This is a genomic window from Pirellulales bacterium (assembly GCA_035939775.1).
In the GTDB taxonomy this organism is placed as follows: Bacteria; Planctomycetota; Planctomycetia; order Pirellulales; family DATAWG01; genus DASZFO01.
Genome location: DASZFO010000268.1, coordinates 27,413 through 42,537 on the forward strand (window position 1 = coordinate 27,413; position 15,125 = coordinate 42,537).

Consider the following 15,125-nt stretch of genomic DNA (forward strand, 5'->3'; position numbering starts at 1 on the left):
AGCACCTTTACCGCCACGCGTCTTGCAAGAAGCGAACCCAGTTACCGTGCATGATTAAGGAAACGTCGGCGACGTGATAACCGCGGGCGGCGAGGAGTTGCGGCAGGCGGGCCAGGTCGGCGATCGTGTCGAAATCGGCCGGCGTTTGCTCGCGGCCGAAGGCGCCGTCGAGATCGGAGCCGATGCCGACGTGCCGCGCGTTGCCAGCGAGTTGGCAGATATGGTCGAGGTGGTCGATCAGCCGCTCGAGCTTGAGACCGGCGGATTCCGGCGTGGTCTGACCGCGTATCCAGCCGGGAACCAGCATCCAGGCGTCGAGGACCGCGCCGATCACTGCCCCGCGCTCAATCAAGGCGCGAATCTGCTCATCGCTGAATTGCCGCGTGTCGGGCACCAGCGCTCGAACATTGTTGTGGCTCGCCCAGACCGGTCCCGGGAATACGTCGAGCGCTTCCCAAAATGAATCGTCGCAAAGATGGGTCGCGTCGAGGATGATGCCGAGGCGCTGCATCTCGGCGAGCAACTCTCGGCCGCGCTGTCCGATGCCGCCCGTGGCGTGAGTTCCTTGCGCATAAACTCCGGGACCATAGTGGGCCGGCCCGACCGCGCTCAGGCCCTGAGCATAGGCGCGCTCCAGATGACCGAGCGTGACGAGCGAATCGGCCCCTTCAAGGCTAAGGATGTAGCCGATCGGCGCGCCGTCCGATGGGGCACTGCTCCAAAGCGCGGCGTGCCGCGCGAGGCTGGCAGAATCGACGATCGGCACCATCTCTCCGGCCTCTTCCATGGCCCGATACCAGGCGAGCTGTCCCTGTGTTTGTGCCCAGGCCTGGGCCGGGCTGTGCCAACCAGGAAGCGGATTGCCGGGCTTCACGTAGCGGGCAATCATCGTCGCCACGCACAGGCCGACCCCGCCCCGGCGCATCTCGGGCAGCGAGACCGTCCCGTGGCCGCGATCGGGCTTGTCGGATCGGCCCCGTTCGCGGTCGCGAATCTCCGCGACCGGGCGCGTCAGGTCGCGGTTCCATTCCAAGGCGTTCATCGCCAGATCGAGATGGGCGTCGAAGATCAGCATGGGATAAACATCGCTGGGTTGAACGTCATAAAAAACGGCTTAAGGAGCTGTGAACTGAGAGGTCGGAGGTCCGAGGTCGGAGGTCGGACGAGTCCAGTGCGAATCCACCATGACATCTTGACCAGCTCCGTGCGCCAATCGCCAATTACTCCGGTTCGCCCTTCGGTCTGAGCGTCAGGGTCGAAGACAAGCGAACCGGCTAACGACCAACCTCTCAACTATGATCTCTATCTCACCGCGTGGAGCACTGCCGCGAGCAGAAGTACGAAGCCGAGCGCAACCGCCGAGATGATTGTGTCCATAATCGTCCAAGTTCGCAAAGTCTGCGGCACAGTCAAGCGCACGTATTTCTGCACGAGCCAGAACCCACCATCGTTCACGTGCGAAAGCACTAGCGAGCCGGCCCCCATCGCCAATATGAGCAGCTCCGGGCTAAGGGCAGTGTTTCCAACGGCCAGTGGCACGACAAGCCCTGCCGAGGTAATGATCGCGACGGTCGCCGAGCCGGTGGCCACGCGAACCGCGGCGGCCAGCAGCCATCCCAAGACCAGCGGCGAGACCGGCAGCCGCAGCGCCAACTCTTTGACCGCTTCATTGACGCCGCTGTCTCGAAGCACCTGGCTGAATCCGCCGCCGGCGCCCACGATCAGCAAGACGCCACCGATTTCCAGAAGAGAAGTATTGCAGAATCCAAGGATTTGTCTCCGGCTGAATCCCCGGGCCAAACCGAGGGAATAGAAGGAGACCAACACGGCAATCAGCATCGCGACCGCCGGGTCGCCCAATAACAACAGCCAGCGGCGCACTTTGGTTCCGTCGGCGAGGACCAGTTCGGCGCACGCCCCGAGCATCATTAGCCCCACTGGCAACAAGACCGACATCAGCGCCGTGCAAAAGTTTGGCGCACCGTTGGGCGGCGGCGGTCGGTCTGGCGGTTGTTTCAATGTCTCCGCCGCGTCGCTGCCGCAGTTCACGCGAGCGAACGCCAGTCCCGCGATGATCGCGGTCGGCGCACCGACCAATAGCCCGTAGAGAATCGTCTTGCCGACGTTTGCATGCAGAATCGCTAACGCGGCCATCGGACCGGGATGCGGCGGGATCAAGCCATGCGAGACCGACAGACCCGCTACCAACGGCAAGCCGAACCGCGACAAGCGAACTCCGATTTTTCCAGCAGACGTCTCCGCGATCGGAATCAGCAACACCAGACCGACCTGAAAGAAGACTGGCAATCCGATCAAGAACCCTGCCGCGACGAACGCGAGCGCCAGCCATCGCGGTCCGAATGAATTGACCAGCGCGGTGGCAATCCGTTCGGCGCCGCCAGATTCGGCAAGCATTTGCCCGAGGATGGCGCCGAGGCCAATGACGACGGCGATCTTGCCGAGAATCCCACCCACGCCATCCGCAAACGAGCCCGCCACCTTGCTCGGATCCATCGGCGCCGCCAAGCCGGCGGCGAGCGAGACGAGCGCCAGCGCGACGAACGAATTCAGCTTCAGCCAGGCGATCAGCACCACGAGGGCCGCGACCGCCAGCGCCGTGTCGAGAAGCAGCCAGGTGTTGTGGTTCACCTTATCGCCTATCCGAAAACGGCCTGGGAAGAGGGGGACAGTCCCCTTTGGTTCCGAAGACTCCACAAAAGGGGACAGTCCCCGGCCGTATTCGGATCGGCTTTTATTTGATCTTCACCTGATACGGCATCATGAGCACTGCCGGCCGCGAGAGCAGGCGGCGGAGCGTTTCGGCGCGCGCGAGTTGCGCGGCAATTTCGGCCGGGATCGGCAGCCGAGATTCCATTCCCGAGCTGCCGAAAAGCTGCTCGAAGATGCTCTTCGGCTTCGGCAGTTCGAGGCGGTCGATCGGTTCGTCGGCCTTGAGCCCGGCAAGCGATTTGGCCTCGGCCACCGCGTCGTCGAGCGTGCCCAGCCGATCGATGAGCTTGTTGTCCGCGGCCATCTTTCCGGTGAAGACGCGGCCGCCGGCCAGATCATCGCGCAGGTGGCTCACGTCGATCTTCCTCCCCGCCGCGGCTTTTGCCGTGAACTGGCGATACATATCTTGCATCGACTTCATCCACGCTTCGCGCTCGGCGGTCGTGAACGGCGTGTCCATCGATTCCCAGCCGCTGTTCTTCCCGCGGCTGATCGCTTCGGTCTTGATCCCGATCTTGTCGAACAGGCCCTGGAGCGCGACCTTGCCGCCCACCACGCCGATCGAGCCGGTGAGCGTGCCCGGCTCGGCGATGATCTTCTTGGTTCCCATCGCGATGTAGTATCCGCCGCTGGCCGCCGTGTCGCCCATGCTGGCCACGATCGGCTTCTTGCAGCGGACGACTTCTCGCCAGACGAGATCGCTGGCCAGCGCCGATCCGCCGGGGCTATCGATCCGCAGCACGATCGCCGCGACCTTCGCATTCGCATCGGCGTCGCGAATGGCCTTGGCCAGCGTGTCGCCGCCGAGCTTGACCTCCTCGAACATTCCGCCGCCGCTCTCGCCGTCGGTGATGACCCCCACGGCATAAACCACGGCGATCTTCTTGTTCTTCCCATCCTTCTCTTCCGATTCGCCGCCGGTGATCATCTGCATCATCTTCATGAATCCGCCGATACCGGAGAAATCGGTGTCGAGTTGCTTCTTGCCGTAATCCTCGACGAGCGTGATCTCTTCGACTTTGAGCTTCTCGCCCAAGTCATTGCGAAACTCGTCGAGATAGGCCACGCGGTCGATCAGGCCGGCCTCCTTGGCTGCCGCGGCCGTGAAGATTCCTTCGTCGATCAGGTCCTTCACCTTGCCGCGATCGAGCTTGCGATCGGCGGCGATCGTGTCGATCATTTGGTCGTAGTAGTTGTCAATCACCAATTCGAATTGCTTGCGGAACTCGGGGCTCATGCCGCTGCGGGTGAGCGGCTCGGCGGCTCCCTTGTAGGCCCCGATCTGCATCATTTCCGCCTTGACGCCCAGCTTGTCGAGCAGGTCTTTGTAAAAGGTCAATTCGGCCCGCACGCCGGTGACGGCCAGCGTTCCGCTTTCGGGCATGATGATTTCATCGCAGGCCGAGGCGAGCAGATAGGGCTTCGAGTCGGCCATGCGGACGTCGGCGTAGACTTTTTTGCCCGCCTTGCGGAGTCGATCGATGGCGGCGCGGAATTCGTCAAGCTTGCCGCGGCCGATTTCGGGATCGCGAATTTGCAGCACGACGCCGGCGATCTTGCTGTCGTTCTTGGCCTGGTCCATCCGCTCGAAGACCTTGTTCAAGCCGACGGAGATTTCGCCAAACAGCCCGTCCTGCTCCGGCCCTTCCGGAAATGCACCGCTGATCTCGATGACCGCCAGCTTAGCGGTCGATTTCTCCTTCTTCTTTTCCTTCGCAGGGGACTTTTCCTTGGCAGGGGAGTCGTCATCCGCTCGGAGAGGACTGGCGGCGGTGGCGGCAAATGCCAAAGCCAAGGCGCAGATCAGGCAAGTTTCGCAGGATGACCGGATAAAACGCCGCATGGCAAAAGACCTCCTCGACGAACATGGGAAAGACAATTTGGATCGCGCCTCGGACTACGCCCGGAAGCGGGCGGGCCGCGGAACCGCACTTCAATCTTGCGCTTGCGCCCGGCGGAGAGTCAAGCCAAAGCGCGCGCCGCCGCCGTGGCAGTCCTTCCCGCAAATCGGCATTTCATGCCCCACTTGTGGGTTATCCGGAGAGAAAAACTGTACAAACGCTATTGACTGTGAACACCCGTATATTATATTTGGCGCAGGCGGGCACAGAGGCCGTCCTACGGAACAAATATCCACTCATCACGCGAGGTGCGGCGATGCTCGACTTGAAGATTCTTACCAAGCGGCAAAAAGCCGTCTACGAATTCATCCGCGACAAAATTCGCAACCGGGGCTACGGCCCGACCGTCCGCGAGATCGGCGAGAACTTCGACATCAGTTCGCCCAATGGCGTCATGTGCCATCTCAAGGCGCTCGAGAAGAAAGGGTTGATCACGCGCGAGCCGAACATGTCGCGGGCCATTCAGTTGGTTGCCGAACCGATCGAAGAGCGCGGCTTGCCGCTGGCCGGGCGGATCGCCGCGGGCGTGTTGCACGAAGCGATCGAGCAGACGGAGCGCGTCGATTTCGAGGCGATGTTCAATAAAAAGAACCTGTACGTGCTGAAGGTGAGCGGCGATTCGATGATCGACGCACAAATTGCCGACGGCGACTACGTCGTCGTCCGCAAGCAATCGAAGGCCTTCCCCGGCCAAATCGTCGTCGCCGAAACGGACGAAGGGGAAGCGACGCTCAAGCGCTGGTATCCCGAGCCGAGCAAGCACCGCATCCGCCTCGAGCCGGCCAATTCCTCGATGCAGTCGATCTACGTCAAAGATGCGCGAGTCTCCGGCGTCGTCTGCGGCGTCGTGCGAAAGGTGGATTAATCGCGTTGTAGAGCCGATCCGAGAACCGCCGGGGACTATTCTCCTCTCCTCAGGCGGATCTCGGATTGGCTCTCAACCCGGATTATTCATCGCGACACCGACTCTATATGCGGTGCGACACACTAGCCCGCTGCGCAAGCAAGGGAAAGCGATAACGCTCCCTCGCTTGCGCTTCGGGCTAGTGCTTTGTCACCTCTTGATTTTCGGGTTCAACACTTTTCGTAGCTGCGGCTTCTCTTCGAGCCTGAGCCTCAGAGCCGAAGGCCAGCCGCAGTCCACGGGCGCAAGATGCTCCCGCTACGACTACGCTGGCAGACTTTGCCGGCTTGCGAAGCTCTACCGAGGCTGCCGCTAAAAGCGGTGCCGTAAGCGTTGGCGGCGCACCGTCGGTCATTCATGCGGCCGCGCGTCAACGTCCGAAATTCTTCAGTAGTGCGACCCCTGCCGAAACGTCCCACGTTTCCTCCGTCCCGCCCGATTGCAATGAATCCCAGATCCCTCCGACGCGAGGTCCCGAAAGTTCGGGCCACTCTTTATCTGTCTACTGACGTGCTCGAAGAGGCCCGCAATGCGGCCGTGCATCTGGCCGGATTTCCGGCTCGAATGACGCTGGCCAAGCTGGCCGATAGCGCCCTGAGAGCGGAACTCCGGCGCTTGAAAGATCAATTCAACAACGGACAGGACTTTCCTCCGCGCGACGCCGACCTGCAAGGAGGCCGACCGATCGCCGCTTAGGTATCACGATGCAAGAGACACCCAAACCTCAACCTGCTCGCGTCGATTCGGAGAAGGAGCGCCTGCGGCAGCAATTGCTGCGGATGATCGTCAAGAGCGAAGCCCAACGCCGTGCCTCACCTCAGGTCAAGAACCGAATCGGCGAGTAGAAACAGTTTCAAAACCGCCTCGGAGAAGGGGACAGTCCCCATTTTTCTCCGCGACAATCCCGGCGATGCTGCCCGGCGCAAAATGGGGACAGTCCCCGGCGGTTTTCAAACTGTTTCTAGCCCTTCGAGGATCGTCTTTGCCGCGGTTCTGTTCGCTCTGACGATCCCCGCGCGCCTCGCCGCGCAATCTGAACTCTTTCCCGAGCCAACTCCTCCGGTTCGCGCGCAGCCAGTGTCCGCCCGCTTCGGGTTCGCTCCGCAGACGCCCCATCCGGCCGTGGTGCGCGTGATTTCGCCCGAGCGAAACGGCGCCTCGCTCGGCTCCGGCACGCTCGTCGATGTGAGCGAGAAGCACGGGCTGGTGATTACAAATTGGCACGTCGTCAAAGACGCGGCAGGAAACGTGATCGTCTCGTTTCCCGACGGTTTTCAAACTCCCGGCTACGTGATCAAGATGGATCGCGACTGGGACCTGGCGGCCGTGGCCATCTGGCGGCCGCGCGTGCAAGCGGTCCAAATCGCGGCAGCAATCCCGCAGCGCGGCGATCCGCTGGCCATCGCCGGCTACGGCAGCGGCAACTATCGAGCCCAGGCAGGGCGCTGCACGCAATATCTCTCGCCCGGCGCCGGCATGCCTTACGACATCGTCGAAGTCTCCGCCGCCGCGCGGCACGGCGATTCGGGCGGCCCGATCTTCAACGCCCGCGGCGAATTGGCCGGCGTGCTGTTCGGCGAAGGGGGCGGGATGACCTCGGGAAGCGCCTCGGTCCGCGTCCGCTGGTTCCTGGCCTCGATCGGCGCTGGCAAGCCGAATACGCTCCCCACTACCGAATTCGCCAAAGCGCCGGACGCGCCTATGGGGTCAACTACAAGTCTCCCCTCGCCCCTTGCGGGAGCGGGGCCGGGGGTGAGGGGACAAAACCGTCTCAATTCTTCGGATCCGCCGCCATCCCCCAGCGGCGACCTCCTCGTCGCAGTTCCCGCGCCTCAATCGGTATACCCACCGACAACCAGCTATCCAACAACAAACGCGCCCGCGCCAACTTGGCCACCGTCGCAACCGGCGTCGAGCCATCCGTCGGCCGATCCCTTCGCACAACCGCCGCGCCCAGTCCCGGCCGCGATCTCGTCCGCGGAGCCAAACCCTCAACCCGCGACCGAGCAAGTTAGTTGGGAAGACATCGCCGGCCATACCGCTGGCCAGCAAGTCAAAACCCTGCTGGCAGTCCTCGGCGTTTTGATGCTGCTTTACCAGGCGACTCGCCGATTGGGATAGACGGCAGTGGGTGCCGCCACTGAGAGCACGCCGTCATTCATTTCTGGATGGTTATTTCGTAACGACGGTTGTAATCGGTGTCCGTTGCTTCCTTATCGCGCTCGCGAGTTGGAGTACCGTGGAGGATTGCTGTTGTCCCTTCAAGCCGATAACTGAACGACTTGCCCGTCACTGGATCGAAGGGCACGGGAACCGTCAGGTCGGCAAGTCGCGCGGGAAGGTTGCCGTCATGGTCGGCCGCGAATAGTCGCAGCGCTTCGACGCAGCGCAAGAGAGCGATTCGCTGCTGCCGCCATGTTTGCACCATCCGCGTCACGCTGACGGCAGAGTCCGCAGTTATCCAATCGAAAAGTGGCCGCTCGTTCGTTGTGGAAGACTTGTCGCTGTCACCTTGCGCGGATTCCGTCTGCCAATATGGGAGCGGCGTTAGCTTAAGCATGTCATCACGGCGTATCTCGTACTCGCGCTTCGCATCCAGGAGAACCACCTGTACGGCTCCAAACTGCTCGACGATCTTTGATTTCACGCCAGCGTCGATCAGTCGCTTGCGCGCTGCCGCGACATGAGGTTTACTCTCAGCACGCGCGTTCAACCGACTTGTAAACTCTTTCGTTTTCGTTTCCCAGTCGGGGCCATCCTTGATTAATTTTGTGAAGCCGTCAATTGCCCTCTGGACTCTCGATTCGTTCATCGGCGCCGTTTCCTCGATCAGTGAAAAAACAGGGGCGAATAACATCCTCTCCGACTGTGCTCCCTTTTCCAAGTCGATCAACGGGTTCGGCAGGTTGGTGAGCGCCCAATAGAGATTCGGACAGCCCGGCTGCTGAATCATTTCCTCCAAGCGATCGAGCGCGCGATGAGCGACATCGTAACCGTACAAAGCGCCGACGAGCGAAGGATGCTCCCCAAGGTGTCGCGAAATCGCGAACATTGTCTTGGCGGTGACCATTGCATTGTCGAACCTTCGGCCAGCGATCTCGCATCGGAGTCTCACCGCGAGGGCATCCACAAGCGTATAGCCGATTTCTTGAACGTCTGGAACCGCAAGGTCGGCGACGCTCTTCATTCGCAGCAGGATCTGCCAGTCGGGTACGTCGAGCCGGGCCGAGTAGTCGGCGTCCGCCAGACGATCGCCGCCGTAGTAGGCGTTCAGCTTCTCGATCGGGATATCCTTGAGCGGCATGGTCAGTAATTCCCTGCGCTCTTCAACGGACTGCTTGCCGAAGAGGAAACCATTTCGTCCCGATAGGGAGCGCAAGTATCCCTGCACGGGATTACCGGGATTCATCTCCGACATTTCCGGGAGCAGTTGGTATTTGAGGGCCGGGATCGGGGCCGCCATCGGCTCGACCGTCATCTTCACCACGGTCTCGGCCGGCGCGGATGGCTCCGCGGCAGAGCACCGCAGCGCGAGGACAAGGGATAGAGCGAGAAACGTGATGATTCGAAGCATGAAACTTCTCCCAAACGGGTCTGACGAAATGCACCTCCAACGGAACCCGGCAGGGTTCCAAGCCATTAGCCGGGGGTCGAGGCCGTTAGGCCGACACCCCCGGTTGCGAGAAAACCAAACGACCTTCGCATCCCAGAGGGATGCCAGCGCGCTGCGACCCCTGCCAGGGTCGGTGATTCGTGCGCGTCACTGACCCGGCGGTATCGGCCGGACGGCCTCGACCGCCGGCTAATGGCTGGCATCCTTCCAGGATGCGGTTCGACGGCGATCCCCACCGAATATGTTCCGTCGGCGCTCGACGCCGGACCGGGCAACCACCTCAATTCAAAAGTCTTGATTTCGGCAAGGGGAAAACTCGCAACGGCGACTCGTCGGGCACTAATGGTTCGTTCGTCGCTGGAACGCGGAACGTGCCGCCGTCAGAAATCATCCGCGCGCGCATGATCCCTAATTCGTATGGTGAATCGGCGACTGCCGCGGGCGGCGTGTCAACAGCGGCTAACTCGGTTGTCGCTGACGGCGTTGGCGGAGATGGTCTTGGCCAGAGCACTGCCAAATTCAACAGTTGACAAGCTGCCAACGCGCCGGCTAGCGCCTGCCACCGCCGGCTGGGCCGCGCCGAAGCGCGCCCCGCGGCGAACAACAGCGCATCGCGGTCGAGTCCGGCCGGGTCCGGCGTGAATCGGAGAAACTGCTCGACAATCGGATCGTTCCGTTCGTCCGCCCCCTCATCACTCGCCCCTCTCCCCTCGCCCCCGCCTTCGCGATCGCTCACGTCGATTTCAACTCCTTCCGCAGGGCCTCGATCCCCGCGGTAAAGCGGCGGAAGGCCGTGCTCGGCGAGCAACCGGCGATTTCCGCGATCTGTTCGAAATTCAGGCCGCCCCACAGTCGAGCTACAATCACCTCGCGCTGGTCAACCGGCAACCGCTGAAGGGCCGCTACCGCTTCATCCGCCGTCAGACCGTCCGCCTCGACCTCCACAAACCACCGGACCGGCAGGGCCGCGATCGCCTCGCGGCGCTGCCGTCGCCGCGCGATCCGGCTGGCATCAATGGCTCCGTTTCGCACGACTCGATACAGCCACGGCACAACCTGATCAGGCGACTTCCGGAGCGCGACCAACTTGAGAAACGCATCCTGAACCACGTCCTCCGAATTGCCGCACCACTGCCGCGCATACAGAACGAGCGGCGGACCGTGGTCGTCCAGCAGGCGCGCAAAGTCGTGCGGTGTCATCTACCCATTATGACGACACGCTAGCCGAGATATTCCGCAAGAAATGGTGGGGCGTGAATAGGTCTCGCAGTAGACACGCGGATTGGGATGGAGGCCCGCGCGTGCCGCGCCCATTCAGCCCATTCGGTTTGCTGAGGGGTGGAGAGGGCAGGATTCGCGCGACGCCTCAGTCTGTCGTCGCGTCGTCGCGAGCGGCCGGGGAAGATTTCGCCTTCGGCGCTTTGCTGAAGCGGGGGTCAAAGGAGTCGTCGATGTTGCGGACGAACTCGAAATCCTTCTTGTAATCGACGGCTAAGAAATGTGTCGGCTTGCCGGTTTCCTCGGCCACGCCCCCTTCGTTCTTGAAGTCGAGCACGGCCGCAGTGATCTTGGCCGCCAACTCCGGCTTGAGGTTGTAAACGTAGCCGATCGTCAGTCGCGGAATCACCTGCGACTCGTAAATCAAGTGGTAGTCAGACGGCCTAACGGCGCCGTCCTTGAGCATCTTTTGCACCGTGTCGTCCGACAGCGCGGCAACCTCGAAATCGCCGCCAGCAAGTCCTTCGACCGATCGCTTTTGACCGAGCGAGAATATGACGAAGTAGTCTACGTCCGGGCGCATTGCGGCCTCTTGCGAGAGCACGGCCACCGCCGCTCGGTAGCCGGTGATGGAATCGGGGGCCGTACAGGTCAGTGTGTGCCCGCGAATATCGGCGAGAGTTTGAATCTTGCTCTTCGGGCTGACAGCGAGGTCCAAATGGTTGCCATGGGCGCCGGCGGCGTCGCCGAGAACGGCCACCGGAACGAACCCGGCGTTATTCACGATATACGGCGTGTCGGCGGCGTGCGGAGCGACGAGCTGAATCTTGCCGGCCTTGATCGCCGCAATCTCGTCGGCGCCGTTAAGATACTCTTGGGCGACAATCTTCTTGCCCGTCGCCTTTTCGAGAACCGCTTGCAAGGCGTTCCAGTCGACCGCCTGTCTCTTGGCCTTGGCATCCTGGTAATGGGCCAAAGTGAGCGTGTCGGGATCGAGCAATTGCTGGGGATCAGTCGGCGGATCGGCCACCAGGCGGCCATCCTTGTCGGAATACTCTGGGGCTAAATGTTTTCGCGCGGGCTGGATCAGGCCGTGCTTTGTCACCAGAATATCTTGCGCTTCCTTCAAAGCGGCTTGGTCCTGTCGGGCGCGGTATTCATTGTAGGCGACGATCACCATTGCGCCCGCGAGGCAGAGGTAGAGAACAGTTCGAAGTATGATTCGGTTGCCGCTGCCCGAACCGGAACTGCCGGAACCAGAACTGCTGGAAGCGCCATCGCCGCTGCCGGCGGATGACGATTCAGAACTCGCCCGAGATGCATCGCTCATAGTCCGATCCCTTGCTGCATGGATTCCCGTGAACCAGCGTCGGCATCCACAGATTAGGCGTTCGCCAGGGGATGCGCAAAAACGCCATGGTGAAGATTTTTGCAAGCTATGGATCGTAGTAGTGCCGCGTTTGGATTTTGTGAGCGATTTACGAGAATTGATCGAGGAAATCGGTTTCCGAACCTATGATATGCTCGGTTTTTGGCTTATTGTTGAATTCCGATAGAGTCATTTCAAGTGCATCGCATGTCACGACCGGCCCGGCGTCAAAATCGAACCGACTTTTCGATGCGCTGCGGCGTGGCGGCGAGCGCGATCGTCGTCGCGGCGCTGGCGGCTTGGGCCGACGAGCCAACTGCACGGAAGACGTTGACGGATGCCGATCGATCGCAATTGGCGGAGGCCGCCCGATTGAATGACGAGGTGATGGGCCTCATTCGCCAGGGCAAAGCTCGCGAGGCGCTCGAGCCGGCCCGCCGGGCGCTGGAAGTCCGCAGCAAGATCGAAGGGGAGCAACATGCCGGTTTTGCCCTCGGCCTGAGCACGCTCGCGCAGGTGCGGTATGAGTTGGGCGAATACGCGACCGCGAAACCACTTTTCGAGCAAGCCCTGGAAATCCGCCGCAAGACGGTCGGCGAAAGGCACGCGGTCTATCTCGGCAACTTGAATGACCTGGCTGCGACGGACGAAGCCTTGGGGGATTTTGCCGCAGCGGAAAAGCTGTATCAGCGGGCTCTCGATCTGCGGCGAGACGTGCTCGGCCGAAAGCATCCCGACTACGCCACGAGCCTCAACAATCTTGGACTGCTGTATGTCGAGACGGGCAGCTACGACAAAGCCGCTCCGCTGCTGCGCGAAGCGCTCGAGCTGACCAAAATAGCTCTCGGCGAAAAACACCCCGACTACGCCGGCAGCTTGAACAGCCTGGGCGGCGTTTACTTGGAGACCGGCGACTACGCCCGAGCGGAGCCGCTCTTCCGCCAAGCCGTCGAATTGTACAAGCAAGTTCTCGGCGAAAAACACCCGCAGTATGCCGAGAGCCTCGGCAATCTCGCCGGACTCTATCGGGCCACGGGTGATTGCGCCGCGGCCGAGCCGCTCTACCGGCAATCCGCGGAGATCCTGAAACAAACGCTTGGCGAGAATCATCCGCTGTGCGCGACTGCTCTACACAATCTGGCAGGGCTCTATCAACAGAAAGGCGAGTTCGCCAAGGCCGCGCCGATTTATCAACAAGCGCTAGATATTACGGCGCGCACCGTGGGCGAAAATCACCCCGATTACGCCAACACGCTGGACGCCCTGGCGGGCGTGACCATGTCGCTCGGCGAGCGAACCAAAGCCGAGGCGATGTTTCGGCGTGCGCTGGAAATCCGCCGCAAAGCGCTCGGCGACTCGCACGCCGACTACGCTCTGAGCTTGAACAATCTGGCCGACGTCTATCGCGAATCGGGCCAATTCGCCGCCGCCGAGCCGCTCTTGAAACAAGCCATCGAGATTTATCGCCGGGCCGTCGGCCCGAAGCACCCACTCTATGTCCTCAGCTTGAGCAATCTCGCGGCGCTCTATCGACAGCAAGGCCAGTTTGCCAAGGCGGCGCCGTTGGCTCGCGAGGCCTTGCAGACTTCACGGCAACTGCTCGACCTGACTGCGGCCGTGCAATCCGAACGGCAGCAGTTGAAGATGATCGAGCAGGTTCGTTATCGGCTCGACAATTATCTCGCGATCGCGACGGCGGTGCAAAGTCCGCCCGACGAGTCGTATGCCGAAGTGTTGGCTTGGAAGGGGTCCGTCTCGGCGCGGCAGCAGCGAATCCGTGCCATGCAGAACGATCTGGATCACAACCGCTCGCCGGAAGTCGCGAAACTGTATTCCGAATTGGACGACGCCAGCCGGGCGTTCGCAAATCTCTCGATGGCCGTTCCGTCGCCGGAAGACCGCGACGAATATCTGCGAAAGCTGGCCGAATCGAGTTCCCGCGTCGAGCGTTTGGAGCAATCGCTGGCGGCGGCCAGCCGAGAATTTCGTGGGCAATTGGTCGAGCGCCGTCAATCGGCCGACGATGTGCGCCGGGCGCTCCCGTCCGGCGCTGCGCTGGTGGACCTGTTGGAATATTGGTCGCTCGCGCCGCCGGGTGATCGCCGCCGTGAATCGTGGCAGCGCTGTCTGGTTGCCTTCGTGGTCCGTCCGGGATTGCCGGTTGCGCGGATCGAACTGGGATCGATGGCGCCCATTACGTCGGCGATTGAATCCTGGCGAAAAAGCGTTGGCGCCCCGGCGCGCGATCGGTTGCCCGATCCGGCCACCGAGCTGCGGCGCCTGGTGTGGGCAAAGTTGGAGCCGGCGATCGGCGACGCCAAGCTTGTGTTGCTTTCGCCCGACGGCGCAACGGCCCGATTCCCTTGGCCGGCCTTGCCGGGGCGGCAACCCGGAAGCTATCTGCTGGAAGAGACGGCGATCGTGATCCTTCCGATTCCGCGGCTATTGCCCGAGTTGGTCTCGAATTCGGACCTATCTGATTCCGCAAAGCGGAATGCGCTTGAGCCGCCGTCACTGTTGCTTGTCGGCGACGTGGATTTCGACGCCGCGCCGGTTCGAGCGCCGGCCGAGGCAATCGTTCAAATGGCCCCGCGTGGCAGTCGCGGGGCGGAGCTTCCGCGCTGGGCCCCATTGCCGGGGACGCGCACGGAGATCGTCGCCATTGCCGATTCATTCTCGGAGCGGTTTCCGCAAGGCGACCTAACCAAGCTCCGCAACGATCAAGCGACAAAGCGCGCGGTTGAAGCACAGTTGACCAAGCATCGCTACGTCCATTTCGCGACGCACGGCTTCTTCGCCCCGGCTCAGCCTCGTCCCGCCGGACTCGATCCCGCACGGCGCACCGAGTCGGAACGCTTCGATCCGTTTGGTAGCGAAGGAGTCTCCGGCTTCCATCCGGGCCTGCTCTCCGGGCTAGTGCTGGCCGGCGCGAATCAGCCGATCTCGGAGGGAAACGACGACGGTATCTTGACCGCGCTGGAAGTCTCGCAGCTCGACTTGAGCCATGTCGAGTTGGCCGCGCTGTCGGCCTGCGAAACCGGTTTGGGAACTTCGGCCGGTGGCGAAGGCTTGCTGGGCCTGGAGCGGGCTTTTCAAGTTTCAGGCGCGAAAGCGGTTGTCGCCACGCTGTGGACGATCAACGACGACGCCAGCCGCGCGCTGATGATCGACTTCTACGACAATCTCTGGCACAAGAAGATGTCAAAGGTGGAATCGCTGCGGCAAGCCCAGTTGAAAATGCTGCGCGAAGGAATCAGCCGCGGGCTGAAATTCGCCGACGACCGCCCGCCTGACAAGGATCGCCGCTTGCCGCCGTATTACTGGGGCGCGTTCACGCTGAGCGGCGATTGGCGGTAAGCGAAATCCTTTGCATTTCCGCGGATTCAGGGT

Annotated in this window: 13 protein-coding genes; 6 read left to right on the forward strand and 7 right to left on the reverse strand. The window is 61.9% G+C overall.

Annotated features, from left to right (window positions below; genetic code table 11):
• Positions 1–7: 7 nt before the first annotated feature.
• From VGY55_16810 to sppA, 3 genes are all read right to left on the reverse strand, one after another.
• Positions 8–1,075 (reverse strand): membrane dipeptidase, encoded by a 1,068-nt coding sequence (locus VGY55_16810; protein HEV2971640.1) that lies wholly within the window; start codon positions 1,073–1,075, stop codon positions 8–10.
• A gap of 227 nt (positions 1,076–1,302) precedes the next feature.
• Complete coding sequence (locus VGY55_16815) at positions 1,303–2,649, reverse strand: gluconate:H+ symporter (GenBank protein ID HEV2971641.1); 1,347 nt, start codon at positions 2,647–2,649, stop codon at positions 1,303–1,305.
• A 103-nt stretch (positions 2,650–2,752) separates the two neighbouring features.
• Complete coding sequence (gene sppA, locus VGY55_16820; protein ID HEV2971642.1) at positions 2,753–4,573, reverse strand: signal peptide peptidase SppA; 1,821 nt, start codon at positions 4,571–4,573, stop codon at positions 2,753–2,755.
• Between the two features lie 314 nt (positions 4,574–4,887).
• On the opposite strand from sppA, the gene lexA reads away from it, so the two are divergent.
• The 4 genes from lexA (at position 4,888) to VGY55_16840 (ending at position 7,656) form a co-directional block, all read left to right on the forward strand.
• Positions 4,888–5,496: a transcriptional repressor LexA gene (gene lexA, locus VGY55_16825; protein HEV2971643.1), complete on the forward strand. Its 609-nt coding sequence runs from the start codon at positions 4,888–4,890 to the stop codon at positions 5,494–5,496.
• A 483-nt stretch (positions 5,497–5,979) separates the two neighbouring features.
• Entirely contained in the window at positions 5,980–6,231 is a 252-nt protein-coding gene (locus VGY55_16830) for a hypothetical protein (GenBank protein HEV2971644.1), read from the forward strand.
• Positions 6,232–6,239: 8 nt separating this feature from the next.
• Positions 6,240–6,380, forward strand: coding sequence for a hypothetical protein (locus VGY55_16835; GenBank protein ID HEV2971645.1), 141 nt, complete (start codon positions 6,240–6,242; stop codon positions 6,378–6,380).
• Positions 6,381–6,612: 232 nt separating this feature from the next.
• Positions 6,613–7,656 carry a trypsin-like peptidase domain-containing protein gene (locus VGY55_16840; protein HEV2971646.1) on the forward strand — a complete coding sequence of 348 codons (1,044 nt, stop codon included), beginning with the start codon at positions 6,613–6,615 and terminating at the stop codon, positions 7,654–7,656.
• A 37-nt stretch (positions 7,657–7,693) separates the two neighbouring features.
• On the opposite strand, the gene VGY55_16845 is transcribed toward VGY55_16840, so the two are convergent.
• The 4 genes from VGY55_16845 to VGY55_16860 form a co-directional block, all read right to left on the reverse strand.
• On the reverse strand, positions 7,694–9,109 hold the full coding sequence (locus VGY55_16845) for a hypothetical protein (protein ID HEV2971647.1): 1,416 nt from the start codon (positions 9,107–9,109) through the stop codon (positions 7,694–7,696).
• 319 nt (positions 9,110–9,428) lie between these two features.
• On the reverse strand, positions 9,429–9,884 hold the full coding sequence (locus VGY55_16850) for a hypothetical protein (protein ID HEV2971648.1): 456 nt from the start codon (positions 9,882–9,884) through the stop codon (positions 9,429–9,431).
• Entirely contained in the window at positions 9,881–10,348 is a 468-nt protein-coding gene (locus VGY55_16855; protein HEV2971649.1) for a sigma-70 family RNA polymerase sigma factor, read from the reverse strand. Before VGY55_16855 ends, VGY55_16850 begins: the two co-directional genes overlap by 4 nt.
• Before the next feature lie 166 nt (positions 10,349–10,514).
• Positions 10,515–11,546 (reverse strand): PhnD/SsuA/transferrin family substrate-binding protein, encoded by a 1,032-nt coding sequence (locus VGY55_16860; GenBank protein ID HEV2971650.1) that lies wholly within the window; start codon positions 11,544–11,546, stop codon positions 10,515–10,517.
• Between the two features lie 37 nt (positions 11,547–11,583).
• On the opposite strand from VGY55_16860, the gene VGY55_16865 reads away from it, so the two are divergent.
• Positions 11,584–11,922: a hypothetical protein gene (locus VGY55_16865; GenBank protein HEV2971651.1), complete on the forward strand. Its 339-nt coding sequence runs from the start codon at positions 11,584–11,586 to the stop codon at positions 11,920–11,922.
• A 20-nt stretch (positions 11,923–11,942) separates the two neighbouring features.
• The gene (locus tag VGY55_16870; GenBank protein ID HEV2971652.1) at positions 11,943–15,092 is read left to right on the forward strand and encodes a tetratricopeptide repeat protein; all 3,150 of its coding nucleotides are present in this window, start codon (positions 11,943–11,945) and stop codon (positions 15,090–15,092) included.
• Positions 15,093–15,125: the final 33 nt, after the last annotated feature.